Below are 25,621 nucleotides of genomic sequence, written 5' to 3'. Positions count from 1 at the left end.
ATGTCCATATAAAACTAAAAGTGAGCTATCCTAAATAGAATAGCTCACTTAACAAGAAATCCAGAGTAAGATTAAAAATTCAATTTTAATACAAACAGCTTTTATTACAAATATTATTGTATAGAAAATGGTTCTTGACTGATTCCACGCAAGAAGCCGTTATATCTACCATTGTCATACCTTCTCCTTTCTGCAGATTGTCCAAAGTCTGTCTGGGCCCAAACTCTATATTGGTTTTTCAAACATTGAACATTACCATCTTGTGAAGTAGCATTTTTTATCTGAATTGGATTTGGGGCAGTACCAACATTAATTAATCTCAATCCTTTATCAAGATAAGTATTACCTGAGATAAAGTTTGGATCGCTGGCATCAAAAGGCGAAACATATGAGATTGCACCTGAGGCGTTATTCTGAAATTTAAGCACAAAAGCCCACTCACCTGTAGGAACATAAGTAAGGGCCAGTTCGTTTTTGTGTAATGTCCAGTAATAAACACCATCCTGATAACCATCCCACCAACCTGCGTCATAAGGCTGATCATTTGTTACTCTATACCAAAATTCCTCAGGTGCATATTCTGATTTAACAATTGGACTTGTTTTTAGATCATCCGTCATATAATAAAATGTTGGATTGCATGTTGGATCGTCTGTCACTGAATTGGCACCTACACTACTTTTAATAGTACTTTTTTTACTGAGTTCCGATGATTTAGCGTTTACATCATCTTTTTCGTTCTTCTTACATGATTGGATAATTATTGTTGCAGACAATAACGCGGCCATACTTAAGAGCACTAATTTGGTTTTTTTCATACGTTTTTGATTATGCGATTAAATTTCTCACATATTACCAAATAAATTTTAAACTACAAATTAAATATTTAGTATACGACAATGAATCAACAACAATAAACGATTAATAAGTATACCAAAAAATACAAAAAATATCTAAATAAAACACAATAATAAATATCTAGTAATACTTTAAATAACAAATATAACTGCAACGAAACCTTTAAAAGGCTTATAACCTGAGTTTAATAATGGGTACTGTGGCGTAGTAAACGTTTAAAAAAGTGACCAGTTAGAGAAAAGATTCTTCACTGCGTTCAGAATGACAACTTAATATAAATGACCGTCATCTCGACCGAAATGCAGTGGAGCGCCCGCCTGCATCGGGCAGGGAGAGATCTATCTCGAGACAGATTTAGCTTCGCTGAGCACTTACGTGGTTCTCGACTGCGCTGCCCCCGATAGCTATCGGGGCCGCTCGAAATGACGTAAAGAGTAGAGGTTCCGTTCGAAATTACTTAATAAAAAAGGTCGTCATCTCGAGATAGATCTCTCCATTACAGTCGAGATGACGGCCAGTTTAGAACGAGCGGTTAAAATTAACCTAGCCCTTACTAATTTTAAGGATCATGCCAACCTGTAAACCAGCTTTTGATAAACGGTTATCTCTACGGATGCTCTGAACGGTAGCACCGTCGAATTTTTCTGCTATTTCTGAAAGGGTATCGCCGGTTTTAACTTTGTAACTTAAAAACGATGAAGGTGCTTTTAAAGGTGTACGGTTTTTAGCGTAGATTTTTAATTTCTGCCCGGGCACCAAAGTTTTGCTCTTTAACCCGTTCCAAACCCGAAGATCCTGTACTTCTACACCATATTTATCGGCAACTGTGGTAAGATTCTGTCCGGAGGTAACCTTATGGTAAACAACTGATGATGTTGATACGCTTTTCGTTTTCTTTTTTCTTAAATCCCTTACATCATCGGTACCGGCCTCAATCACTCTCATGCTTACATCCACTTCCTGGTTGTTCAGCACATCGTAAATACCGGCATAATCGGCATCCCTCAGTTTGGGCATTACAATCCGCTTGGGTTCATCATCGGTTCCGTTTACAATCTTCTTTTTATAAGATGGATTTAGGGCCATCATGGCGTCTTCTTCAACATTAAGTACCTTGGCCAGGGTAGATAAAGAAACAAAGCGGGTAGTTTGAACGGTATCGGTTTTAAGGAACATGTTCGAAGCCTGTGCCGTAATCTGGTGTTTGTTCGAATAATTCATTACATAGACGGCCGCTATAAATGCCGGCACATAATTCCGGGTTTCTTTAGGCAAAAACTGTCTGATTACCCAAAAATCCCTCGAACCGGCTTTGTCGATTGCCCTGTTTACATTGCCTTTACCACAGTTATAAGCTGCAATGGCCAGCAGCCAATCGCCCAGTTCTTCAAAAGCATCCCTGAAATAAGCTGCCGCAGCATAACTGGCCTGTATCGGATCTTTACGCTCATCAACAAAGTTGTCCATTTTTAAACCATAAGCCTTGCCAGTGCCAAACATGAACTGCCAGATGCCTGTTGCACCCACGCGCGAAATGGCATGGGGATTCATCTGCGACTCTACAATGGTTAAATATTTTATTTCCTGAGGGATATTATAATCCTTCATTGCCTTATCAAAAATCGGGAAATAATAGCTGGATAAGCCGATCATTTTCCCAAACATATCCTTACGCTTCGAATAGATGTCTATATACTGCTGAACATACTCGTTGTAAGGAAGCGGAACGGTTTTAGTGATGGAATCGAGCCTGAGCTTGTAGATAAAGTTCTGTCCCATGGTTAGGGGATTTTCAGAAACTACCGGTACGGCTACGGTGTCGGTATTGATAAAGATGTTGTTATGTACCTTCGGGAGACTATCTAATTTGAGGGTTTGTTGCGCGGAAGCGGAAGAAATGTATCCTAAGCAAGCACAAATTGAAGCAAAAAGTATTTTTTTAATCATGGGCTATTGGTTTACTCAGTCCCGTCAATACTGAACTCTATTTCCGCACCATTTTTAAGGTGCTGAAATAAAATTAAGCCGTAACTTTCCGTTACCGATCAAAAATCAGTAAAAATTTTGCTACAGTTTTTTTTTGACGGCTACTGCACACAGCTCAGCGAGCTAATGCCTATTTTAAAAATGCCTGAGAAAAAGCTAAAAGCTGATCTTCCCCAAAATGTTTGGCTGTAAATTGAATACTTAACGGTAAACCTGCAATGTTATTGCCCAAAGGCAGTGCAATAGCCGGATTTCCGCTCAACGATGGTAGCACGGTAAAAATATCGGCCATGTACATCACCAGTGCATCCTGTACGTTATCGCCGATTTTAAAAGCTGCTGTTGGCGCTACCGGAGAAAGGATGAGATCATAATCCTGGAATAAGGCATCCATTTTTTCCCTGATCAAGCGGCGAACCTGTTGCGCTTTTTGGTAATAAGCATCGTAATATCCGGCACTTAAAACAAAAGTACCTAAAAGGATACGGCGTTTTACCTCTTCGCCAAAACCTTCGGCGCGTGATAATTTATATAATTCGTTTAACGATTTTGCTTCGGTATTGCGGTGGCCATAATGTACACCATCGTAACGCGAAAGGTTAGAAGAGGCTTCGGCTGTGGTTAAAATATAATAAGCCGGAACCAGGTAATCTAAAAGATCAAAAGAAACATAGTCAACGGTATGTCCGTCTGCTTTTAGTTTTTCGATTGAAGCTAAAATGGCCGATTTGATTTCAGGATCAAGGGCATCGCTCTCGATCGTTTCCTTTAAAACCGCTATTTTCTGTTTTTTGTGTTCGTTTAAATGGGCAGGGTAATCGGGAACAGCCAAAGGCGAAGCAGTAGAATCGTGCTCATCGGCCCCCGCTAAAACCTGTAAAAGTAAAGCTGCATCCTCTACGGATGAAGTAATTGGGCCAACCTGATCAAACGATGAGGCATAAGCGATTACACCATACCTCGAAATACGGCCATAGGTAGGCTTTAAACCAATCTGTCCGCAAAAAGCTGCCGGCTGCCTTACCGAACCACCTGTATCGGTACCCAGTGCAGCTAAACACATATCGGCCTGAACGGCAACTGCCGAACCTCCGGATGAACCACCGGGAACAAGCTCGGGATCTGCTGCATTTTTAACAGCCCCATAATAAGAAGTTTCGTTAGAGCCGCCCATAGCAAACTCATCACAGTTTAAACGGCCGATAATAATGGCATCTTCCTGTAACAAACGTTCAACAACAGTTGATGAATATGGGGATACAAAGCCTTCGAGCATTTTTGAAGATGCGGTAACAACATGGTCTTTATAACAGATATTATCCTTAATACCAATTACCATCCCTGCAAGCTTGCCTGCAGTGCCTTCTTCTATCTTTTGCTGTATCGCTTTTGCCTGAACCTCGGCCGAATAAAAAAACACCTCGTTAAATGCATTGAGGTGTTCTTTATCTTTAATCTGCTTAAAATAATAAGCCAATAAATCGGGTAAAGTTAATTGCTTTTGCGAAATGAGTGCCTGAATCTCCTTTAGAGCGCTGTATTTCTTCAAAACTAAAAATTATTGCAATTAAACGGTTTTATCACGGTTAGATGGATCTACCTGATCGCCATCAACACCATCCTTACCATCTTTAAATTCTTTAACACCTTTACCTAAACCTCTCATCAGTTCAGGAATTTTTTTACCACCAAATAATAACAGAACCACTACCGCGATAATGATAATTTCTGGTGTTCCAAGCATTGCTGCTATTGTTGTATTTAACATAACTTTTTTTGTTTAAACTTTTTGATTGTCTGCTACAATTTTTTCATCAACCGGTGTACCCGTTTCAGCGTGGGGCGTATTTGCCGAAACTTTTTCGTCAACAGGACTTTCTTCTGTTGGGTGGTGACGTTGATTATGGTTGTTTACCGCTGTTTCTTCCGCTTCTTCCTTATCTAAATCCATTGCGTTGATATTCCTATGGATCTCGCGCTTCACCCCTTCCGACGCGTCTTTAAACTCTCTGATCCCTTTTCCAAGCCCTCTTGCAAGCTCAGGCAGTTTTTTACCACCGAACAACAATAGAACGACCACTAAAATGAGTACGATCTCCGATCCACCCATGTTTAAAAACTCTAATAACGTGCCTTGATACATCACTAATATAATTTATACAAATATAAACAATTTAAAAAAATTCTATTTACTAATCCAGGCTTCAGGATTTAAAGCCGCCTGGCCCCTCCTGATCTGGAATTTGAGGATGGCATCATCCCCTGTGTTGGCTACCACACCTATTGCCTGCTTGGTATCTACATCATTACCAACGCTTACACTTACCGATCTTAAATTCTGGTAAACAGTAAAGTATTCACCATGGTTGATCAGTACCACTGTTCTACCCATAAATACCTGTACTGCTGCAACCTTACCTGAGAACACTGCCCTAACGGTAGCGCCATCACTTGTGGTAATATCTACTCCATCGTTGGTGTAGGTTGCCTGGTCTACCTTATGCATACCAAAGCGTTCGGTGATGGTTCCTGTAGCAACCGGCCAAGGTAACCTACCCCTGTTGTTTTCAAAACCTGCAGATAGTTTAGCAGCCTCAGGCGTTGCCGTAAGCAGTTCTGCTGTCGATTTTGCTTTAGCAGCAGGTGCTGTTGGTGCTGTAGGCGCAGGCCTGTTTTCTGCTTTGGCTTTTGCCGCAGCAAGGCGTGCCTCTTCGGCAGCTTTTCTCCTGGCCTCTTCTGCAGCTTTTCGTCTGGCTTCTTCAATTGCCCTCTGGATAGCGGCACTAATGGCCCTGTCTATCTGTGCCTGTTGTTTTTTACGGGCAACGATATCCTGTTTAAACTGCTTTTCGTCCTTACTTAATTTATTTAATACAACAGATTGCTCGTTTTTATCTTTACCCAAACGCTCGCGTTCCCTTTCCTGTTCTTTTAACAGATCGCTTTTTTCACGGAGTGTTTTATCCAGAACCTTGATCTTTCCATTAAGATCATTTTGGGTATTTTCGATATAACCCGCCTGTTTTTTTCTATACTGGCTAAACTGCTGTAAATATTTTATCCTTTTATATGCCTGGTTAAAATCTTTTGAAGCGAAAATAAACATCATCTTATCGTAAGAGTTCCTGTTCCGCTGTGCAAAACGGATCATCCCTGCATACTCCTTTTTAAGATCGCCCAACTGGCCCTGCAATGTATGTACGGTATTGGTGTTCTGAGAGATTTGGTTATCCAGATTTTTTATTTCAGAGTTGATTGTGCCGATTTTATCCTGGCGTAACCTAATCTGGGCATTTATGGTATTAATCTGCTGTAGGGTAAGTTTTTTACCGCTGGCAGTTTTGTTCAAATTTTTCTGAAGCTGTTCGATTTCACGCTGTATAGCTTCTTTTTTCCTTCTGAGCTGACTTTCAGTTTGTGCAACCGCCGAAAGGGTTAACACGCTTAAAAAAAGGATAAATAGGAGTTTGTGTAGCTTCATTAAGCCAAAAGTATAAAAATTTTATAGTAAAAAATATTAAAATCGAGATACTAAAGTCATAATTACTTATTACAGAACCGTCTTCACCCAATCTTCATATAATGCAAAGATTGCCAGAGCCACCATGCATACGCAACGGTTACCTCTGGCAAACCTCTTATTTAAATCAATAATTGTAAAGTATAATCTATTTTACAACCGTAAATCTCTTTGGTACATTAAACGGAAAATCGACAGGAACATTGCCATCAATTTTAACAAACTGAAGATCGATGTTTATTTTTTTCGCCTTAGATAAGGTTTTGATCTGTAAAGCACTCGGGAACAAAGATTCGTTAAGTTTTTGATAGTCGGAATAGGTTACTTTTAAAGCCTGACCATTTTTGGCATCGTTTAAATTGGTTTCGGCAACCTTAAACAAGGTATTGAAAAGCAATTTATAATCGAGTTCGGCTTTACTGCCCGATACTACCCAAGCACCATTCTCTTGTTTAAGATCGGATTGCTGGGTTAAGAATTCGCCCATGGCATTACCGGTTAAAATGGCCTGCAGCGTATTAAAATTTACCTGTTTATTGGTGAAATTGTATACGTAACTGAAAGGTTTTTTAAGGTATTCGCTTTTCAAACGGTTCATGATTTTGATGCTATCAGGCGTAATCAATGCCCTGGCTACTTCTGCAAGCCCGCCCAAAGCGGTAACACTTACCCAGATGGTTTCCTTGTCTTTCATTTTGAAATTCATGGTTACATCATTCGCATCACCACCAATATCGAGGCTTGCCTTGGCTTTTAAAGAAAGGGTATTAAATTTAAGCTGTTTGCTGTTTAACAGCGTAAGGGTTTCTGCTTTAGAGTTATCGGTTTTGGTTTCCGTTTTGGTAGGCGGTGCCACAACAATTTCCTTTTTAGGCTTACACGCCGAAACAAAAACCACCGCTCCAACAAGGAACAGGCTATTTAAAATATTTCTTTTCATTTATCTTTTTTATTAATACTTCCGATCCGTTTCCGGCCTCTTTTGCTTTTTGCCACTGGATTACCGCCTCATCTTTTTCGCCTTTCATAAAAAGTATATCTCCATACCGCTCCAGGTAAACACCATTTTTATTACTATTGTTTTGCAATGCCTTTTCTATCCATGTTTTTGCCAGATCATACTTTTGTTGTTTGAACAGGATAAAAGCATAAGTATCGATAACTGAAGGATTATTGGGCATACCATTGGCTGCAGTTTCGGCATATTTTGCCGCTTTTGCCAGATCATCATTTTTTAACGCCAAATAATAGGCATAATTATTCATGATGAGATAATTATCCGGTTCTAACGAAATGGCTTTTTCAAATGCGGTTTTAGCTGCCGAAAAATTATTCTGGTTGATGTAGATATCGCCCTGCAAGGCGTAAATCTGCGCCTGTAAACTCTTATTATCTACATCTAACTGCAATGATGTTCTTAAATTACTTTGTGCAGCCTCATATTTACCCGTTTTATATAACGCATATGCCATATAGTAGTATAAACTGGCCTGGTTTGGATAAATGGTAAGCGCTTCATCACCAACTTTTACGGCATCTTCGTAATGGCCCAGCAAAGTCTGGATATTGATTACCTGCTCCCAAACGGCATAAACCTGCTCGTTAAGTTTTAAAGCAGCCTGATATTGTACCAGTGCTTCTTTGAGGTTATTCTGCTGATAAAGTACATCGCCATAAAGCGCCAAAGCTTTAGCATCTGTAGGATTTTTTTCGGCAACCAACTTACTCAGTTCAGTTACATTTTTAGCTACAATGGGTTGGTTCAGCTTCGGAAATAATGCCGCTATGATTTTAACTTTTTCGGTCAGGGGCATTTCGCCGCTCTCAAATGCTAACTTTAACGAGGCAAAAGCTGCTACATCATTTTTTTGTTTGCGGTAAATATCGGCGAGTGCAAGATTTACTTCAAAGTTATTGGGTTCAAGCTGTTGCGCTTTAACCAGCACTTTTAGTGCTTCGGGGTCGTTCCCTTTTTGCAAAAGCAAACCGGCTGCGTAGAGGTAATTTTTTACATCGGCCTGGTTGCCCTCCAATAGTTTAACAATATCACTGTCTGAAGCACTGCCGTTCGATGTTAAGCGCTTTTTGGCATTGATCAGATCTCTCGATTCGCCAAATTTAGCCTCAATTTCATCATAGGTTTTTTTAGCGGCATCGAGCTGGTTGGCCAAAAACTGTGCGTTGGCTTTATCAAAATAATAACCATCGTTTTCGGGATCAAGCCTGATCAACTGATTAAATACCCCGATCAGCTCGGGCATATTGTTGTTGCGCTTATACACTTCGCCAAGTAAACGCCAGTACCATAAATTATCGTTATTTAATTTAATGGCCTGCTTTATATTCTGCTCAGCTTCGGTAAGTTTATCTAAACGGAGGTTGGCATTGGCCAGCTCGAAATAGGCCGCATGGTTATTTGGGTCTAAACCTACAATTTTATTAAAATTAGTAGAGGCCACAACATAGTTTTCAGACATTTTCTCGCGCAAACCGGCAAAAAACAATTGTTTTACCACGTTGCTATCGCGGTTGGTAGCTGGCGCAACTACCCCTTGACCAAAGGACTGGAAGCTAACTAAAGCAGCTCCGATAAGAAAATGTACTTTGTATTTCATACCATTTATACATCAAAAAGTTAACTCCAAACTGAAAATTGCGAACTCCAAACTTATTTTCCCGTATGTCCGTAACCGCCTTCGCCACGTGCCGTTTCGCCAAGTTCTTCAACAGCTTTCCAGCTTACGGTTTCGTGTTTGGCCACCACCATTTGTGCAATCCTATCGCCATTAACGATCTTAAAATCTGTATCTGATAAATTTACCAATAAAACTTTTATTTCGCCACGGTAATCGGCATCAATTGTGCCTGGCGAATTTACAATACTGATGCCATGTTTATAAGCCAGTCCGCTGCGGGGCCTGATCTGTGCTTCAAAGCCTACGGGCAGTTCGATAAACAAACCCGTTGGCACCAATAAGCGTTGCAAAGGTTTTAAAATAATTTCTTCGGTTATAGCCGCCCTAAGATCCATTCCGGCTGCATGTGCAGTTTCGTATTGTGGAAGTGCATGTTCGGATTTATTGATGATTTTTATTTCCATTTTTTACTAGAGACACAAGATTTTAGATATGAGATTTGAGAGGCAAGATATGAGACATAAGATTGGAGATCATAACTTATTTCTTTAACATTTTCATTAAATCATTCTTTTCAAAGTAAGCAACACCGGCCACAAAAGCAATCAACATGGCATTCCCGATATAAATGTTACGGTTAAAAATGAAAAATGAAGAGAATACGATAATGGTTGATATAATTAAATAGGCCAAAATCTTTTTGAGGTTATAGGGAATAGGGTAATATTTCTGTCCTAGCACATACGATAAAACCATCATTACAAAATAGGCCAACATACTTACCCAAGCGGATCCCATGTAGCTAAATTTTGGAATTAAAACCACATTTAATACAATGGTAATGATGGCCCCTGCAACCGAAATATAGAGTCCGAAACGTGTTTGATCAGATAAACGGTACCAGATAGATAGGTTCATGTAAATACCCAAACATACATAACCCAGCAACAGATAAGGAACAGCCGGCAAGCCAACCCAATATTCTTGTTTACGGATAAAATACTTGAGTAGTTCTATATTGGCAATAATGGCAATAAAAAGAACCGACAGGGCAATTACAAAATATTTTAAAATTGTAGCATAAGTGCTCCTTGCATTTTTTTCTTTGGCATGACTAAAGAAAAAAGGTTCGGCACCTAACCTAAACGCGGTAATAAAAATGCTTAAGAAAATGGCAATTTTACATACGGCACCATAAATCCCAACTTCTCCGTCGGCAATTTCGGGAGGTAATAACTTTTGAAGTACAATTTTATCCAGATTCTCGTTTACAATAAAGGAAAGGTTTGCTACTAAAATTGGCCAGCTGTAAGAGAACATATCGCCAAAAAGTTTTTTGTCGAAATGTAACTGCAGTTTCATAAACTCGGGCAGCAAATAGAGTAAGGTAACTATAGAGGCGATCAGATTGGCTACAAAAACATAACCTATCCATTGATGTTTATACCACGATTCGAACCAAGCAGCCCCAAGCCAACCATGTTTTATAATGGCAGGAATCAGGAAAATAAAAATCAGGTTGAAGCCAACAAAACAGCCGATATTCAGAAATTTGGCCACGCTATATTTAAACGGCCTTCCATCAGCCCTTAATTTAGCGAAAGGAATTACGCAGATGGCATCAACGAATAAAATCCACAGGAAAAAACTTACATATTGTTTATAATCCGGGATTTCGGATGCTTTGGTAGCTAAATAAGCAGCAATTGGAGTAGAAAAAACCAATCCGGTAATTAGAAAAAGTAGTGAAATAAAAGCAATACAAAGAAATGAGTTGTTATAAACCTGTTGCTTTTTATCTTCAAATTTATTTAAATACCTAAAATAGGTACTTTCCATTCCAAAGGCCAAAATAGCATTGATGAGTGATGCATTGGCATACATATTTGTAAAAATGCCATAAACACCTTTTTTATAAACCCCCGTATAAATTGGTGTGAGGATAAAATTGAACAATCGGGAAAAAACGGTACTGATACCGTAAACCATGGTTTGCCCCAGAAACTTTTTATATACAGACATTCGTTTTACTTAGAAAAGGGTATCAAGTATCAAGATAAGTTTAATTTATTGACAGGTGCTGCACATTTAGGCATGCTCCATAACAGAACAATATAACCACTCAACAATCCAACAATTTATTTTCTTAAAATTTCAAAATTACGATAGTTTTTTACTTCACCATCGCTTACGGTTACATTTTCTACACGCGAGCGGTCGGGACCTTCGTTGCACCAGTTTACAAATTCTTCGAGGAAAATGTCTTCGCCTTCTGCTTCGATGTAAACCGATCCGTCTTTTTCGTTCCTTACAAAACCGCTAACCATCATTTGGTTGGCGATAATTTTGGTGGTTTCCCTAAAGCCAACGCCCTGTACTTTGCCGGTTACTACTATATTTAAATGTTTCATTTGTTGTAAGGTTGAAATGTTTTAATGCTGCAAAGTTAATAATCCAATCGTATACCAATTTGTTTATAAGTTCAATTCGCGGGATAAACTGTTAAATCTTTGCAGTTCGGATTTAAAACCTGACCAAATTTCTTCAAGAATAGTTTTAGCGGGTTTAATTTCTTTGAGCATTGCCGAAACCTGGCCGATTTCTAGTTCGCCATTATCCATATCGCCCTCAAACATGCCCAATTTTGCCCTTGCCCTGCCCAAAAGTTCCATTAAACGGGCTCGGTCTGCACCTTCGGCTTCAGCTATAGAAACTGCATCGGCAAATTCGTTTTTTAATAACCTTACCGGAACGAGTTTTTTCATGGCCAGTTTGGTATCTCCTTCAGCTGCCGAAATAATTTTATTTTTAAATGCCGGGTGGGCTGATGATTCTTCGGCAACAGCAAAGGCCGAACCTACCTGAACGGCATCGGCACCTAAAGCGAAAGCCGCCAACATGGCTTTTCCACTTCCTATACCACCGGCCGCAATAACCGGAATCTGCACCGATTCTTTAATCATTGGGATTAAACACATGGTTGTGGTTTCTTCTCTGCCATTATGCCCACCAGCTTCAAAACCTTCTGCAACGATAGCGTCTACCCCAGCTTCTTGTGCTTTTAATGCAAATTTTGTATTGGCAATTACATGCACTACAGTAATTCCTTTTTCTTTTAAGGTGCTGGTCCAGGTGGCAGGATTACCGGCAGAAGAAAATACAATCTTTACCCCTTCTTCAATCACTACATCAATAATTTCCTGAATATTGGGATAAAGCAACGGAATGTTAACACCAAAAGTTTTATCGGTAGCCAGTTTACATTTTTGGATATGTGTTCTTAAAACTTTTGGATACATGGAACCTGCGCCGATAATGCCCAAACCGCCTGCATTAGAAACTGCCGAAGCCAGTTTCCAACCACTGCACCAAACCATTCCGGCCTGTATAATGGGATATTTTATATTGAAGAGTTTACAGATTGGATTCATAAAAAACTTTTTAGTGATGGTAGGTGATGACACGTACCATTGCATTTCATATTAAAGTATAGCTGGGTTGGCAATATTTGTGGGTTTTCCGTTGATGTAATTGATGATATTTTCGAACGCTTTGCTAAAATAGAGCTCGTAACTGTTCTTTTCTACATAACCAAGGTGTGGGGTACAAACCACATTCGGCATATTGAGCAGTTCTAAGCTAGTATCATAAGCAGGCTCATTTTCATAAACATCTATACCAGCAAAACCTGGTCTGCCAATTTTTAAGGCTTTAACAAGACTTCCTTTTTCAATAAGTTCGGCCCGCGAAGTATTGATCAGCACCGACGAGGTTTTCATTAAATTTAAATCAGCCCCAGTTACAATACCTGTTGTTTCATTATTCAAACGGAGATGAAGCGAAATCACATCGGCAGTTTTAAAAAAAGTGGTTTTACTTTCAGCTGCTTCAAAACCATCATTTATTGCATTTGTCCTCGATTGCTCACCGCCCCACACCAGAACCTTTGCGCCAAAAGCTTTGGCATAACCGGCAATTATTTTACCTATTTTCCCATAGCCCCAGATACCGATTATCTTTCCATTAACACTTTCGCCGATATTCACCTGCCATTCACCTTTTTTCAATCCCTCAACAGCATTGGGGATCTGCCTTAAAACATTCATTAACAAAATCCATGTTAACTCGGCAGGTGCAACTGGCGAACCAACACCTTCGGCAACGGCTACTTTATATTTGGTACAGGCAGTTAAATCTAAATGATTGGAAATTTTTCCTGTTTGACTGATCAGCTTTAGTTTTGGCAATTTTGAAAGCAGGTCATCAGTGATTGCTGTCCGCTCCCTGATCAAAACCAGGGCTTCTGCATCTTTAATTTTTTCGGCCAACACACCAGGATCTTTCTCAGTTTGATTAAGAATAACAACTTCATGGTGCTTTAATAAATTGAAACATGCCAGTTTTCTAACTGTATTCTGATAATCATCTAATATGGCTATTTTCATATTATTAGCATTGGTTTAAAAGACATTCTGTAGATATTTTTTGCCTCAGAGTCGTCACCCTGAATTTATTTCAGGGTCTATCTAAAAGGAAAGATGCTGAAATGAATTCAGCATGACGATCTCGCTAGGTAAGTAGGCTAAAAACTGCTCAAAACGCATAAGATTAATCGAGGTCAAATTAATAATCTTTCTTTGACATCACCTCAAACGAACCAAAACAAATACAGTTCACATTAAAAAAATGCTTTTTTAATGCGAAGCAAACAGATAAAATCAAAGCTGGGATAAATCTTAATACTCACATTAAAATATGAAGTTTTTAAGGCATACTATTAAATCAGTTTCTTAACCTCATCACTCTCTATTACAAAACCAGCAGATAGCTGTATCAGGTTTAGTCCCGGTTTTTTGCCAACTTCGATTGTTCCAAGCTGTTTATCAAGTTCTAAAAATTCAGCACCATTTATAGTTGCCCAGCTTAACAGCTTTTCAAAAGCTACCTGTTTGTTTTTTTGTAATGTAATCATTTCCGATAGGATATTAAGCTGGTGGTTACTTGCTAAACTATCGGTACCCAATGTAATCTTTACTTTTTCATCCATCAGGAGATCAACATCAGGTAAAGTATTTTCGATATAAAGATTTGCCTGCGGACAAAGGCACCAGTACAAATGGTTATTCTGCTCTTTCGCAAATATTACATCAGCCCTTTTTGAAACCGTATTGTGCACCAATAAAGTTTTTTGTTCCTTAATATACGGCAACCAGCTTTGTAATGATGTTTTACCTGTAGCCTCAAAGAAAGAGATGTCCATCCCCAAAAACTCATAAAGCTTTAAGAATCCACCTGATTTATTTTCAAAAAAAGCATTTTCATTATCTGTTTCCTGGTTATGCACACTAATAAAGGCATTGGCCTTTTCGGCTTCTTTCCTGATTAATTCAAACAATTCGGGGGATACAGTATAAGGTGCGTGTGGAACAATAGATGCCGGTAGTGGCTCAAAATCCTGTTTTATACCCCTAACATGGTCCATTATGGCATCCGCACGTTCAGGGTTAAAACCTAATGCCTCTATAAAGGTGTGATAATGGATTTTGCTTTTTCTTTTTACCTCTTTGGAAGAAACCTGATTGGAAATGTCGCCAACAGCTACAATACCGTTTTCGAACATTTTTTGGTCTGCATCATACATGGCTGATAAAATCTGCTCAGCATTCGCCTGCCGGTTTGCAATAATGCTCCGTACAAACTCTACCAATCCGGTACGTTCGGGGATCTGCTCCAGCATGTGCGAAAGTTCTAAATGGCAATGGCTGTTGATAAAACCCGGAACAATGGCTCCCTTATATTTTGTGATATCCTGATCAAGATCTACAATCTCTTCTTCAGTTAACACGTCCACGATTTCGCCATCCGGTTTTATGGCAACAGCTCCATTTTTAACCGGAGCCGACTTTACAGGAAAAATCCAATCGGCTGAAAAATATTTTAGCATGATGCAAATTAGCGCAATAGCAGCAGCAAAAAAAATATTTTTCGGGAGCCTAGCTTATTTTGATGATGAAATGATTTTTGTTTTTTCTATAGAAATTAGAAAAACCGGGAAAGAAAAAGAGCCTCCTATCGGAATCGAACCAATGACCTACTGATTACAAGTCAGTTGCTCTACCAGCTGAGCTAAGGAGGCTTTTAATCGGGCTGCAATGATAGAAAAAAAACTTCTTTTTTCAAAAACTGAAAATTATTTTTTTGCTTTTTTTATGTGTGGTCAGATGTTACCATCTGACAGTTAATTAAATCCGTAGGATGGTAATATCCTACGGCACGATGGGATGATAACATCTGAATGCACGGTTATTTGCAATAACATTCAACGGCTCAACACAAAACAACTGCAAAACTTGTAGTCATTCACCCCAAAGTGTGGAGAAATCCCCCAATTCTAAAACTTTGGCACAAACAAAAACTCCTGATAACCAATATCTTAAATAAAAAATTCTATTTGGCATCATTATGAAACATTAGCAAGTATTGTTACACAAATTAAATTTTAAAATACATATTATGAAAAAGTTCATTTTATCAGCTACATTCTTAGCGTTCGCAGGGTTCTCAGCAGTACAGGCAAGTGAAGTAAAAGATTTTAAAACTACTGCAATTGTTGCAGTTCAAGATAGTGCAGTAAAAACTCCGGTTAAATTGGAAGAGTTACCTGCCCCAGTAACAACCGCATTAAAATCAGACGCCTACAAAGGCTGGACAGCAACTGAAGCTTGGTCGGTTAAAGAAGGTGCCAAAGAGTATTATTTAATTAACGTTAAAAAAGAAGCTGAAACCGGTTCGGTTAAAATCGATAAAGACGGTAAACCGGTTCAATAATATCGAAAAATTTAGCGCTCCACAATTAACAAGTATTTAATCAGTAACGAAAGTTACCAACAATATTTAAAACATAATATCATGAAAAAGTTCGTTTTAGCCGCTACATTAGCATTCGCAGGATTCACAGCAGTACAGGCAAGTGAAGTAAATACAATCAAAAATGCTGCAATTGTTGCAGTTCAGGATAGTGCAGTAAAAACTCCGGTTAAATTGGAAGAGCTACCTGCCCCAGTAACCACCGCATTAAAATCAGACGCCTACAAAGGCTGGACAGCAACTGAAGCTTGGTCGGTTAAAGAAGGTACCAAAGAGTATTATTTAATCAACGTTAAAAAAGAAGCTGAAACCGGTTCGGTTAAAATCGATAAAGACGGTAAACCAGTTCAATAAGCTAAATAACATTTAGCATTCACAATTAATTTAAATATTTAACGCAACGCAAGTTGCATATAAAACATAATATCATGAAAAAGTTCGTTTTAGCCGCTACATTAGCATTCGCAGGATTCACAGCAGTACAGGCTAGTGAAGTAAATACAATCAAAAACGCTGCAATTGTTGCAGTTCAGGATAGTGCAGTAAAAACCCCGGTTAAACTGGAAGAATTACCTGAGCCGGTAACCACAGCATTAAAATCTGATGCTTATAAAGGATGGACCGCTACCGAAGCCTGGTCTGTTAAAGAAGGAACAAAGGAATACTACTTAATCAATGTTAAAAAAGAAGCAGAAACTGGTTCGGTTAAAATTGATAAAGACGGTAAACCCGTACAATAAAAACCTAAATATTACATCTACCTATTATAAGAAAGCCGGATTATGTCCGGCTTTTCTTATTTTTGTTATATGGCGAGAATCCTGATTCTAGAAGACGATACAACATTTGCTCAATTACTTGAAGGTTTTTTAACAAAAAACGGTCATGAAGTTACCCTTGTAACCCATGTAAAACAATCTTTTAAACAGGTAGAGAACAGCGAATTCGACCTGCTTTTAATCGATTACCGCCTTCCGGATGGCACAGGGTTCGAAGTGCTTACCCACATCCGAGATCTGGGTCTTTCCATACCGGTAATCATTATGACGAGCTTTAATGATGTGCGCACCGCGGTAAAATCAATTCAATTGGGTGCTTTTGATTACATTACCAAGCCGGTTAACCCCGACGAGTTATTAATGGTGATCAAAAATTCTTTAGCGAAAAAGGATTTGAAAAGCGCTGAACCGAAAGAAACAAACAGCGATTTTATTAAGGGCAAAAGTGCCATTGCCGATAAATTATACGGGCATATTAACCTGGTTGCGCCTACCGATATGTCGGTTATTATACAGGGAGAAAGTGGAACCGGAAAGGAATTTGCAGCCAGAACACTTCACCAGCAAAGTAAACGGGCTGATAAACCTTTCGTGGCGATTGACTGTGGTGCTTTATCGAAAGATCTAGCCGCCAGCGAACTATTCGGCCATGTTAAAGGTGCATTTACAGGTGCATTAAATGATAAAAAAGGCCAGTTTGAAGCAGCTAACGGTGGTACCCTATTTCTGGATGAGGTAGGAAACCTGAGTTACGAAGTGCAGATTAAACTGCTCCGTGCCTTACAGGAAAGGGTGATCCAGCCTTTGGGCAGCACGAAACAGATTCCGGTAAATGTGCGCATTATTACCGCTACCAATGATGACCTGGCCAATAGTATGCAACAGGGCGAATTCAGGGAAGATTTATATCATCGGTTAAATGAATTTAAGATCCAGTTGCCGCCATTACGTGATAGAGGCGGAGATTTAGAACTATTCATCAACCACTTTATACAGTTATCGAACCGCGATCTGGAACGGAACGTAAAAAGTGTATCTGCAGAGGCAAAATCATTATTATTGAGTTACGATTGGCCCGGTAATCTGCGCGAACTGAGCAATGTGATTAAACGCATGGTTTTATTAAGTCCCGGCGATGTTGCACAGGTGGAGGCCCTGCCTGATGAAATGATGATTTCTGTTCAGCACCAATCGGCACCCGGCAATTCATCGGATCTGAAAGCGGTAAATGAACAGAACGAAAAGGCCCTGATCACCGAAACACTGATCAAGGTTAGACATAATAAATCAAAAGCTGCCAAAATTTTAAATATCGACCGTAAAACGCTTTATGCTAAAATGGAACGTTATGGCATTGAATAAGGATTCATTTCACATCATCCATATTACATCTTACATACTCCATTATTCAGCCCCCGCATAATCCATCTTCCCGATAAAAGTTATCAGGCTATCGAGTTTTTTGATCTGTAGTAAGATTTCAGATTTCGCATGATCAGTTAATCCTTTTTCAGCAATTTCTATTTCCAGTATGCGGAATGCATTGGCCATGGTTTTAGCCCCCATCTGCGCCGTACGGCCAGCAAGGCGATGAACCAGCAACCGGCATTTTTCCTGATCGTTATCGTTTATATGTTCTTTAAGTGATGCAGCGTCGTCAATAGAGTCCTGTTTAAATCGGTTCAGGATTTTTTCGAGCATCTGCTGATCACCAAAAGTCATTTTTTCGATAGATGAGAAATCAAATTCAGGCTGTTCGGTTAAAATTTCGGTTTTATCAAATATCGAAAGGATATCAACCGCCCTGAAAGGTTTCATAATCAAACCATCAAAACCACCACTCAACACCATTTCGCGTTCTTCGGGCAAAACCTGTGCGGTAATGGCGTAAAATTTAATATTATTTGGCAGTTTCTTTTTCAGTAAGTGGCAAAGTTCAAAACCCGTCATTTCCGGCATACGCATATCAACCAGTACATATTTAAGGTCAGCATCCGGCTCGGTATGTAAAATATCAGCCACCTGTGTAAAACTTTTAAAAGGAATTTTGTTTTTCCCGAAAATTACCCCGCACAGATCGAGGATAAGTTTATCATCATCAATTACCCAAACAGTACCCGGATTTACAATGGCATAATGTTCGAGATCGAGCGCATCGTTAACATGTTCGGTGGTACTTTCATATTTCATATAAATATTAAAGGTAGTACCAACACCTGGTTTACTTTTAACATGTATCCGCCCGCCCTGCGTTTCGATCAGCGATTTAACAATCGGCAATCCTAAACCTGTACCCGTTTGGTTGATGATATACTTTTCAGGTGATTCGATCTGTTCGAACTCGTTAAATATTTTTGGAATATCTTTTTCTTCAAAACCTATTCCGGTATCTTTTATCGTAAAATGAAAATGCAGGTCTTCGCCCTGTTTTTTATAGGAAACCGATAAATTGATCTCACCTTTAAGCGTAAATTTTACTGCATTACCCAATAAATTGAATAAAATCTGTTTTAGCCTGAAAGCATCGCCTTTTACAAACTCCAGATTAGCCAGATCAAGAGAAACATTTAACTCAAGCAATTTTTGTTCAGCCAAAGGCCGCATTACCGAAACTACCTCATCTAATGCTTTACGGATATTAAATACCTGGTTATTGAAACTAAATTCGCCTGAAATAATACGGTTGTAATCCAATACTTCATTCACAATCTGCAGTAAATGGATAGACGACTGGTAAATGGCATCAACATCTTTTTTATTGGGTTTTTCCTGCTGGGTGATCAGTTCGGCATAACCTAAAATAGATTGTAGAGGTGTACGAATCTCGTGACTCATGTTAGACAGAAAGCGTTGTTTGGCTTTACCATGATATTCGGCCTCATCTTTGGCCAGCTCAAGAGCCTTTCTGTATTTATTACTTTTGGTAATATCGGCCATAATGAGATAAAGCAAAATCACCGTTAGAAAAAAGAAAATGATGATAATGGTGGTAATCTGCGTAATGCCATCATTAACTACTTCTTTGGCCTGAATGCCATTTAAATCAACCTGCGCTACGGCCTCGCCCTCCACTTCGCGTAAAATCTGCAGCATTTTAGCAGTTAAGGCGTTACTGGCACTTGATAAATCGGCCTCTCGCTTTAAAAATTTCTGGCTTTTCTGACGTTGCTCGAGTTCGATATTTTTTAACGAACCCGTCATACTTTTCATAATACTGTCTTCGGCCTTCGCGTTTAAAGTATCGCGTTTAACTTTAAATTCTTCGTTAATGATTTTATAAACATCTGATTTTTTCTTGCCAAAAAGTTTACTCAAAAAACCCCTCGATTTCTGTTGTTCCTCTGGTGCAACTGTTGTGGTAGAGGTAGTAGTTTCGGTGGTTAATACCGCGCTATCTGTTTGCCTTGCCCGTGTAGCCACCAGTTCATTCAGTTTCTGCACCTCATCCGAAAATGATTTGGTATTAACCAGGGTTTCTCTCACTTTCAGGTAGTTTACAAACTGTTTATCACGGTCGGAAAGTAAATTTTTGATCGATTTTATCCTGGCCAACTGGGCCGAATCGCCACGGTATAACTTGCGGAGGGTATCTAAACTGGATCTTAACTTACGCGATTCTTTTAAAAAGCTATAAGTGCCCTGTTTATTAAAGGCCTCGTCGCGCTGCAACTGATCCAATCTCGCAATTTTGTGCGAAAGATCATTAACAATCCTTAAACGGTCGTTCGGTGCAGAAATCTCTTCCACAGTATCGAGCATACGTGTAAAGGCAAATTTACTGATACCCCATGCCAGTAACAGTGCAAAACAGGCAAACAGGAAGCCTATAATTACTTTACTTTTTATTGCCCGGAAGAAACGTTTTTGGATAACAGCCGCCATTTAATTCAGTTATATGCCCCAAACCATTATTATAACGGTTTATAGCCAGAGATTGATACTGATTATCTTTTACAAATAACGTACCACAAGAAAATTGCTTAAAAAATTTTAATTTTATCATCGCCTAACAAAACCAGACATGAACCGTATCGACCGCCTTTTCGGAATTTTAACCTTACTACAATCCAAAAAATACATTACAGCAGAAAAAATTGCAGAAAGGTTTAACATGAGCGTACGTACGGTTTACCGCGATGTTAAGGCGCTTGGTGAGCAGGGTATACCCGTAAGTTTCGAGCAACATAAGGGTTATTACCTGGTTCAGGGCTATTTCCTGCCACCGGTTTCCTTTAATATGGAAGAAGCAAATGCACTCTTATTAGTAGAAAGTTTGGTAAATGGTTTTGCCGATAACTCCATCCGTTCGCATTATTCTACTGCGCTTACCAAGGTAAAAGCAGTGCTTAAAAGTGGCCAGAAAGAAAAACTGGAAACTTTAAATCAGCATATCAAATTGCAGATTCCTGAAAGACTGAGTTTCAACTTCGAATACCTGTCTCTTATTCAGCACGCCATAGGCGAGAAGAATCTGATTGAACTGGATTATAAAAACAATAAGGAAGAAGTTAGTAAAAGAGAAGTAGAGCCCATCGGATTGATTTTCTATGCATTTAGCTGGCATTTAATTGCCTGGTGCCATTTCCGTAACCAATACCGTGATTTTAACCTCACCAGGATTATCTGCCTTAAAAACCTGGGCATCCCATTCAGAAAAACACAGCACATGCCACTGAGCGATTATATGCATTTGCTGCCGGTAAATTATTAAACCATACACGTCACCCTGAATTTATTTCAGGGTCTATTCTATAAGAAAGATACGGATCCCGAAGCTTCGGGACAGCATTACGATCGCATTAATAACGCAGTGGAATGGAGATATCTACCTCGAGATAGATCTCTCGGCTGCGTTGCACTTCGCTCGAGATGACGATATGTTGAAATTATTTTTTTACGCTGCCATAGGGTTGTCAGTTGCCCGTGTTTTCTTTGTATAAACCAACATCAAAAATCATGAGCATTGCTGATTTATTAATATGGGAATTGCACACAGTAGAAAAAACAAAACAGAACAATATGGACATTATTAAATTATTATTGAAAGAGTTTGAAGCGGAATTTAACACCACAAAAAAATTCCTGGCATTGGTACCGGCAGATAAATTTGGCTGGGCACCGCATGAAAAAAGTATGAAAATGAAATCGCTTGCTATCCATATTGCCGATCTGCCGAGCTGGGTTTCATTGGCTTTAACAACCGATGGACTGGATTTCGAAGCAACACCTTATACCGAACCACCTGTAGAAAACGCAGATGACCTGGTAAAATTATTGGAAAAGAATTATGCAGAAGGAACAGCGGCATTGGAAAAAGCTAAAGAGGAGGATTTAAATGGCCGTTGGATATTAAGCATGGGCAAACAGGTTTTGGCCGATTATTCTAAATACGAAACCATCCGCCATTCGTTTAGTCAAACCAGCCATCACCGTGCACAATTAGGCGTATACTTAAGGTTATTGGATATTCCTATCCCGGGAAGCTACGGCCCGAGTGCCGACGATCAGAGTTTTTAGTTTGTTACCATATTTAAATGGACTGTTGAAACCTGGTGCGTTTCAATGGTTCATTTGAAATGACGATGGGATTAGCCGCCATGCTTTTTAATCCATCCGTAATTGCTATTTTTAGCTCAAGCCGTCACCCTGAATTTATTTCAGGGTCTATCTAGCAGGAAAGATGCTGACCACGAAGTAGCTATTAGACCTATAAAAACAATAAAAGGGGCTAATAAAACAAGTTCAGCATGACGATCGCGTTAGGAATAATAGGATAAAATTGATTACAGCGCATAAATATTCTCGAATTGAGGTTACCATTTTTAATGAGCCGTTGAAACCTGGTCCGTTTTAGTGGTTCATTTGAAATGACGATGGGATTACCTGCCATACTTTCTAATCCACATTCACTTTGCTATTTTTAGCAATGAAAAAAATATTGGCAATTTCCGGCAGTACAAAAACTTCATCAACCAACGCGCTTTATATTTCTGCTATCAGCCAGCTTTTAGGAAAAGATTTCGGGGTAAGTAATTTTCCTTCCATTTCAAATCTCCCACATTATAATCCTGATTTAGATCTGGAAAATCCACCAAAGTCAATCATAGATCTTCGCTTAGCAATACATGATGCTGATGGGATACTCATTTCCACTCCCGAATATGCGATGGGTTTACCGGGTTCGTTAAAAAACCTGATCGATTGGACCGTAAGTTCAGCTTCATTTTCGGGCAAACCTGTATTGGCCCTTGTTGCCTCCACACAGGGTGAAAAAGCTTATCAGTCAATTATCGATATTTTAACCGTGCTCGAAGCGAAAATAGTTCCTCAGCTCATCCCATTTGCAAAAGCGAAGATCAACAATGATGCGGAAATTACAGAGCATGAAACTTTAACCAGACTCAAAAGCACCATCCAAACATTTGTTGCTGCTATGGAGAATGGATAACACAATTTATTTCCGTAAAATTGCAGCATGAACAATAACTCTGCAACCCGTTTAAATAAATTTATCAGCGAAAGTGGATTATGTTCACGCCGTGAAGCAGATCGTTATATCGAAAAAGGTACTGTTTTCATTAATGGAAAAAGAGCAAAGGTAGGGGATCAGGTTTTTGCAGGCGATAAAGTGATGGTAAACGGCCACAATATCGAACCGAAAGAAGAAAGTAATTTCATTTTACTGGCATTTAATAAACCGGTTGGCATTACCAGTACCACCGAAGCCAGTGTGCGCGGTAATATTGTAGATTATGTTAACCATAGTGAAAGAATATTCCCGATCGGTCGATTGGATAAAGATTCATCAGGATTAATTTTTTTGACCAATAACGGCGATATAGTTAACAAAATTTTAAGGGCAGGGAACAAACACGAGAAAGAATATGTGGTTACGGTAGATAAACCCATTAACGAGAATTTTATTTTCGAGATGAGTAATGGTGTCCCTATTTTGGGCGTAAATACAAGAAAATGTAAGGTACGCCAAATCAGCACATTTGTTTTCAATATTATCTTAATTCAAGGTTTAAACAGACAGATCCGCAGAATGTGCGAGCATTTTGGTTATGAAGTAACCAAACTCGAACGTACCCGCATTATGAACATCAACCTTAAAGGTATTCCAACCGGGGAATTCAGGGAACTTACCGAAGAGGAGATGAAAAGCATCACCAAAAGTGTCGAAAATTCATCGTCTGAGGCGAAATCAAAACCGAAAAGTGCTCCTAAGAAAAAAACAAATGCCTGGGAGGAAATTCCTGAGCTTAGAGAAGAACAGCCTAAAAAGGCCTTTAAACCAAAACCATCTGGACAAAAATCTTCAGGCAAAAAACCAGGAGCACACTCAGGATCAAAACCCACTGGTAAAAGCAATACCAGTAATAGGAATTCGAAACCAGCAAAAGGTAAGCCTGCAGGCAAGTCAAACACAAGAGGCAGAGGAAGATAAGCTAAAAATTTGTAAAATTTGGCCTTATCTACATACCTTATACCCTCCACCTTTTTACCTTCTGCCTTTTTTAAGTACCTTTGCAACAAATGGTAACAGCAAAGAAAACCGATATCCGTGCATTAGATCTTCCCCAATTGCAACAACACCTTGTAGCTATGCAACAGCCTGCATTTAGGGCCAAGCAGATTTATCAGTGGCTTTGGGAAAAATCGGCTACGAGTTTCGAGCAGATGAGTAATTTATCTAAAGATCTTCGTAAAGCTTTGGATGAGGCCTTTGCCATTAATGCTGTTCAGGTTAACAATTCCCAATTCAGTAACGACCATACCATTAAAAACACTTTTCGATTAGCCGATGGCAATATTGTTGAAGGTGTTTTAATTCCTTTGGAAGATCGTATGACGGCCTGTGTAAGCTCACAGGTAGGTTGCAGCTTAACCTGTAAATTCTGCGCAACGGGCTACATGGACCGTAAGCGTAATTTAAACGCCGACGAAATTTACGATCAGGTCGTATTGATTGATAAACAGGCCAAGCAAAATTATAATAACCCCCTTACCAACATCGTGTATATGGGCATGGGTGAGCCATTGTTAAATTATGCCAACGTATTAAAGTCTATTGAGCGTATCACTGCTCCTGATGGCTTAAACATGAGCTATAAACGCATAACGGTATCAACGGCAGGTATTGCCAAAATGATCAAAAAACTGGGTGATGATGGCGCTAAATTTAATCTTGCACTCTCGCTACATGCCGCTAACGATGAAAAGCGCAATGAAATTATGCCTATCAATGAGGCAAATTCGCTAAAAGCTTTGGCAGATGCACTTAAGTACTACTTCGCAAAAACCAAAAATCCGGTAACTTACGAATACATCGTTTTTAATCATTTTAATGATGAGATTTCGGATGCAATGGATTTAGCTAAATTCTGCAAACATATTCCATGTAAGGTAAACCTGATTGAATATAACCCCATTTCTTTTGCCGATTTTACGAATGCCGAAGGCGATAAAATTGATGCTTTTTCGAATTACTTAAAAAGCCAGGGCATTAATACAAACATCCGCCGTAGCCGTGGTAAAGATATTGACGCCGCCTGCGGACAATTAGCCGTTAAAGAAGAAGCGAACGCTTAATCTATTCATTAAATATTTCTTAATACAAATTTCTTCACATTTTTTTTGGAGCGCAATTACTGTGCTTATCGGTTGGGTTCTGTCCTGCTGTACGCTAAATCCTTTTGGAAACTTATACCGTAAAACAACTTTACCTCTACCAAAAGGGATATCGCTTCCATCAGGGCTAATTAACTCAGTATGGAAGATGTAAAATGGAAGATGGAACTGGAGTTCTGCGAAGATCAGCGTTATCTGCGGGAATAAATAAATGCACCACCCTACAATAGCCACTATTTATCGGATGATGATTAACGGGAATGCTTTTGGCTATAGTACCTTACACGCTACACCTTCCGCCTTAAACCAAATTGCTATAAACGAAGAAAACCCTTCAACAT

At 39.2% G+C, this 25,621-nt stretch carries 25 protein-coding genes and 1 tRNA gene; 10 read left to right on the top strand and 16 right to left on the bottom strand.

Features of this window, described 5'->3' with window-relative positions; translation table 11 throughout:
* Positions 1–113: 113 nt before the first annotated feature.
* The 14 genes from B2V92_RS18965 to B2V92_RS18900 form a co-directional block, all read right to left on the bottom strand.
* Positions 114–818, bottom strand: coding sequence for a hypothetical protein (locus B2V92_RS18965; RefSeq protein WP_293311157.1), 705 nt, complete (start codon positions 816–818; stop codon positions 114–116).
* 583 nt (positions 819–1,401) lie between these two features.
* Complete coding sequence (locus B2V92_RS18960; RefSeq protein ID WP_293311155.1) at positions 1,402–2,805, bottom strand: lytic transglycosylase domain-containing protein; 1,404 nt, start codon at positions 2,803–2,805, stop codon at positions 1,402–1,404.
* Between the two features lie 169 nt (positions 2,806–2,974).
* Positions 2,975–4,393, bottom strand: a complete 1,419-nt coding sequence (gatA, locus tag B2V92_RS18955; RefSeq protein ID WP_293311142.1) for an Asp-tRNA(Asn)/Glu-tRNA(Gln) amidotransferase subunit GatA — start codon at positions 4,391–4,393, stop codon at positions 2,975–2,977.
* Between the two features lie 18 nt (positions 4,394–4,411).
* Positions 4,412–4,612 carry a Sec-independent protein translocase subunit TatA/TatB gene (locus B2V92_RS18950; RefSeq protein ID WP_029986031.1) on the bottom strand — a complete coding sequence of 67 codons (201 nt, stop codon included), beginning with the start codon at positions 4,610–4,612 and terminating at the stop codon, positions 4,412–4,414.
* Positions 4,613–4,624: 12 nt separating this feature from the next.
* Positions 4,625–4,987, bottom strand: a complete 363-nt coding sequence (locus B2V92_RS18945; RefSeq protein ID WP_293311139.1) for a Sec-independent protein translocase subunit TatA/TatB — start codon at positions 4,985–4,987, stop codon at positions 4,625–4,627.
* A gap of 42 nt (positions 4,988–5,029) precedes the next feature.
* Positions 5,030–6,325: a murein hydrolase activator EnvC family protein gene (locus B2V92_RS18940; RefSeq protein WP_293311137.1), complete on the bottom strand. Its 1,296-nt coding sequence runs from the start codon at positions 6,323–6,325 to the stop codon at positions 5,030–5,032.
* Positions 6,326–6,512: 187 nt separating this feature from the next.
* Positions 6,513–7,304 (bottom strand): DUF4292 domain-containing protein, encoded by a 792-nt coding sequence (locus tag B2V92_RS18935; protein WP_293311135.1) that lies wholly within the window; start codon positions 7,302–7,304, stop codon positions 6,513–6,515.
* Positions 7,282–8,979: a tetratricopeptide repeat protein gene (locus B2V92_RS18930; protein ID WP_293311133.1), complete on the bottom strand. Its 1,698-nt coding sequence runs from the start codon at positions 8,977–8,979 to the stop codon at positions 7,282–7,284. The genes B2V92_RS18935 and B2V92_RS18930 overlap by 23 nt, the downstream gene beginning before the upstream one ends.
* Before the next feature lie 53 nt (positions 8,980–9,032).
* Entirely contained in the window at positions 9,033–9,464 is a 432-nt protein-coding gene (dut, locus tag B2V92_RS18925; RefSeq protein ID WP_293311131.1) for a dUTP diphosphatase, read from the bottom strand.
* A gap of 76 nt (positions 9,465–9,540) precedes the next feature.
* Positions 9,541–11,022 carry a polysaccharide biosynthesis C-terminal domain-containing protein gene (locus tag B2V92_RS18920; protein WP_293311129.1) on the bottom strand — a complete coding sequence of 494 codons (1,482 nt, stop codon included), beginning with the start codon at positions 11,020–11,022 and terminating at the stop codon, positions 9,541–9,543.
* Between the two features lie 116 nt (positions 11,023–11,138).
* Positions 11,139–11,411, bottom strand: coding sequence for an acylphosphatase (locus B2V92_RS18915; RefSeq protein WP_293311127.1), 273 nt, complete (start codon positions 11,409–11,411; stop codon positions 11,139–11,141).
* Between the two features lie 63 nt (positions 11,412–11,474).
* Complete coding sequence (locus B2V92_RS18910) at positions 11,475–12,431, bottom strand: NAD(P)H-dependent flavin oxidoreductase (protein ID WP_293311125.1); 957 nt, start codon at positions 12,429–12,431, stop codon at positions 11,475–11,477.
* Between the two features lie 51 nt (positions 12,432–12,482).
* Positions 12,483–13,445 (bottom strand): D-2-hydroxyacid dehydrogenase family protein, encoded by a 963-nt coding sequence (locus B2V92_RS18905; protein WP_293311123.1) that lies wholly within the window; start codon positions 13,443–13,445, stop codon positions 12,483–12,485.
* Between the two features lie 332 nt (positions 13,446–13,777).
* Positions 13,778–14,851: an amidohydrolase family protein gene (locus B2V92_RS18900; protein ID WP_293311121.1), complete on the bottom strand. Its 1,074-nt coding sequence runs from the start codon at positions 14,849–14,851 to the stop codon at positions 13,778–13,780.
* Between the two features lie 19 nt (positions 14,852–14,870).
* Between B2V92_RS18900 and B2V92_RS18895 the strand changes: the two genes are divergently transcribed.
* Positions 14,871–15,098: a hypothetical protein gene (locus tag B2V92_RS18895; protein ID WP_293311119.1), complete on the top strand. Its 228-nt coding sequence runs from the start codon at positions 14,871–14,873 to the stop codon at positions 15,096–15,098.
* Here the strand turns inward: B2V92_RS18895 and B2V92_RS18890 are convergent.
* A tRNA-Thr gene (locus B2V92_RS18890) sits at positions 15,064–15,136 on the bottom strand. The two genes, B2V92_RS18895 and B2V92_RS18890, sit on opposite strands and share 35 nt — an antisense overlap.
* A 377-nt stretch (positions 15,137–15,513) precedes the next feature.
* Here B2V92_RS18890 and B2V92_RS18885 point away from each other — a divergent pair.
* From B2V92_RS18885 to B2V92_RS18870, 4 genes are all read left to right on the top strand, one after another.
* A complete protein-coding gene (locus B2V92_RS18885; protein ID WP_293311117.1) occupies positions 15,514–15,828 on the top strand; it encodes a hypothetical protein in 315 nt (104 codons plus the stop codon).
* An 81-nt stretch (positions 15,829–15,909) separates the two neighbouring features.
* Positions 15,910–16,221, top strand: a complete 312-nt coding sequence (locus tag B2V92_RS18880; protein ID WP_113947514.1) for a hypothetical protein — start codon at positions 15,910–15,912, stop codon at positions 16,219–16,221.
* 74 nt (positions 16,222–16,295) lie between these two features.
* The gene (locus tag B2V92_RS18875; protein ID WP_055910615.1) at positions 16,296–16,607 is read left to right on the top strand and encodes a hypothetical protein; all 312 of its coding nucleotides are present in this window, start codon (positions 16,296–16,298) and stop codon (positions 16,605–16,607) included.
* 69 nt (positions 16,608–16,676) lie between these two features.
* The gene (locus B2V92_RS18870; RefSeq protein WP_293311112.1) at positions 16,677–18,008 is read left to right on the top strand and encodes a sigma-54-dependent transcriptional regulator; all 1,332 of its coding nucleotides are present in this window, start codon (positions 16,677–16,679) and stop codon (positions 18,006–18,008) included.
* 42 nt (positions 18,009–18,050) lie between these two features.
* On the opposite strand, the gene B2V92_RS18865 is transcribed toward B2V92_RS18870, so the two are convergent.
* Complete coding sequence (locus B2V92_RS18865; protein WP_293311110.1) at positions 18,051–20,528, bottom strand: ATP-binding protein; 2,478 nt, start codon at positions 20,526–20,528, stop codon at positions 18,051–18,053.
* A gap of 139 nt (positions 20,529–20,667) precedes the next feature.
* Between B2V92_RS18865 and B2V92_RS18860 the strand changes: the two genes are divergently transcribed.
* The 5 genes from B2V92_RS18860 (at position 20,668) to rlmN (ending at position 25,241) form a co-directional block, all read left to right on the top strand.
* Positions 20,668–21,357: a helix-turn-helix transcriptional regulator gene (locus B2V92_RS18860; protein WP_293311109.1), complete on the top strand. Its 690-nt coding sequence runs from the start codon at positions 20,668–20,670 to the stop codon at positions 21,355–21,357.
* A gap of 245 nt (positions 21,358–21,602) precedes the next feature.
* Positions 21,603–22,163: a DinB family protein gene (locus tag B2V92_RS18855; protein WP_293311108.1), complete on the top strand. Its 561-nt coding sequence runs from the start codon at positions 21,603–21,605 to the stop codon at positions 22,161–22,163.
* Between the two features lie 409 nt (positions 22,164–22,572).
* Positions 22,573–23,094, top strand: coding sequence for an NADPH-dependent FMN reductase (locus tag B2V92_RS18850; RefSeq protein WP_293311106.1), 522 nt, complete (start codon positions 22,573–22,575; stop codon positions 23,092–23,094).
* A 27-nt stretch (positions 23,095–23,121) separates the two neighbouring features.
* On the top strand, positions 23,122–24,096 hold the full coding sequence (gene rluF / locus B2V92_RS18845) for a 23S rRNA pseudouridine(2604) synthase RluF (RefSeq protein WP_293311104.1): 975 nt from the start codon (positions 23,122–23,124) through the stop codon (positions 24,094–24,096).
* A gap of 89 nt (positions 24,097–24,185) precedes the next feature.
* Positions 24,186–25,241, top strand: a complete 1,056-nt coding sequence (rlmN, locus tag B2V92_RS18840) for a 23S rRNA (adenine(2503)-C(2))-methyltransferase RlmN (protein ID WP_113947506.1) — start codon at positions 24,186–24,188, stop codon at positions 25,239–25,241.
* Positions 25,242–25,621: the final 380 nt, after the last annotated feature.

It is taken from the genome of Pedobacter sp. UBA5917, from assembly GCF_002432345.1.
Taxonomy (GTDB): Bacteria; Bacteroidota; Bacteroidia; order Sphingobacteriales; family Sphingobacteriaceae; genus Pedobacter.
The sequence above is the reverse complement of the archived record's forward strand: the minus strand, read 5'-3'. Positions and strand labels throughout refer to the sequence as shown.

Bases quoted from the DNA above. Each gene is read 5' to 3' on its own strand.
- B2V92_RS18920 (WP_293311129.1), bottom strand. From the start codon at position 11,022: ATGTCTGTATATAAAAAGTTTCTGGGGCAAACCATGGTTTACGGTATC.
- B2V92_RS18960 (WP_293311155.1), bottom strand. From the start codon at position 2,805: ATGATTAAAAAAATACTTTTTGCTTCAATTTGTGCTTGCTTAGGATAC.
- dut (WP_293311131.1), bottom strand. From the start codon at position 9,464: ATGGAAATAAAAATCATCAATAAATCCGAACATGCACTTCCACAATAC.
- B2V92_RS18860 (WP_293311109.1), top strand. From the start codon at position 20,668: ATGAACCGTATCGACCGCCTTTTCGGAATTTTAACCTTACTACAATCC.
- B2V92_RS18870 (WP_293311112.1), top strand. From the start codon at position 16,677: ATGGCGAGAATCCTGATTCTAGAAGACGATACAACATTTGCTCAATTA.
- B2V92_RS18940 (WP_293311137.1), bottom strand. From the start codon at position 6,325: ATGAAGCTACACAAACTCCTATTTATCCTTTTTTTAAGCGTGTTAACC.
- B2V92_RS18905 (WP_293311123.1), bottom strand. From the start codon at position 13,445: ATGAAAATAGCCATATTAGATGATTATCAGAATACAGTTAGAAAACTG.
- B2V92_RS18965 (WP_293311157.1), bottom strand. From the start codon at position 818: ATGAAAAAAACCAAATTAGTGCTCTTAAGTATGGCCGCGTTATTGTCT.
- rlmN (WP_113947506.1), top strand. From the start codon at position 24,186: ATGGTAACAGCAAAGAAAACCGATATCCGTGCATTAGATCTTCCCCAA.
- B2V92_RS18885 (WP_293311117.1), top strand. From the start codon at position 15,514: ATGAAAAAGTTCATTTTATCAGCTACATTCTTAGCGTTCGCAGGGTTC.
- B2V92_RS18850 (WP_293311106.1), top strand. From the start codon at position 22,573: ATGAAAAAAATATTGGCAATTTCCGGCAGTACAAAAACTTCATCAACC.
- B2V92_RS18945 (WP_293311139.1), bottom strand. From the start codon at position 4,987: ATGTATCAAGGCACGTTATTAGAGTTTTTAAACATGGGTGGATCGGAG.
- B2V92_RS18930 (WP_293311133.1), bottom strand. From the start codon at position 8,979: ATGAAATACAAAGTACATTTTCTTATCGGAGCTGCTTTAGTTAGCTTC.
- rluF (WP_293311104.1), top strand. From the start codon at position 23,122: ATGAACAATAACTCTGCAACCCGTTTAAATAAATTTATCAGCGAAAGT.
- B2V92_RS18910 (WP_293311125.1), bottom strand. From the start codon at position 12,431: ATGAATCCAATCTGTAAACTCTTCAATATAAAATATCCCATTATACAG.
- B2V92_RS18895 (WP_293311119.1), top strand. From the start codon at position 14,871: ATGGCAACAGCTCCATTTTTAACCGGAGCCGACTTTACAGGAAAAATC.
- B2V92_RS18855 (WP_293311108.1), top strand. From the start codon at position 21,603: ATGAGCATTGCTGATTTATTAATATGGGAATTGCACACAGTAGAAAAA.
- B2V92_RS18865 (WP_293311110.1), bottom strand. From the start codon at position 20,528: ATGGCGGCTGTTATCCAAAAACGTTTCTTCCGGGCAATAAAAAGTAAA.
- B2V92_RS18935 (WP_293311135.1), bottom strand. From the start codon at position 7,304: ATGAAAAGAAATATTTTAAATAGCCTGTTCCTTGTTGGAGCGGTGGTT.
- B2V92_RS18915 (WP_293311127.1), bottom strand. From the start codon at position 11,411: ATGAAACATTTAAATATAGTAGTAACCGGCAAAGTACAGGGCGTTGGC.
- B2V92_RS18875 (WP_055910615.1), top strand. From the start codon at position 16,296: ATGAAAAAGTTCGTTTTAGCCGCTACATTAGCATTCGCAGGATTCACA.
- B2V92_RS18880 (WP_113947514.1), top strand. From the start codon at position 15,910: ATGAAAAAGTTCGTTTTAGCCGCTACATTAGCATTCGCAGGATTCACA.
- B2V92_RS18950 (WP_029986031.1), bottom strand. From the start codon at position 4,612: ATGTTAAATACAACAATAGCAGCAATGCTTGGAACACCAGAAATTATC.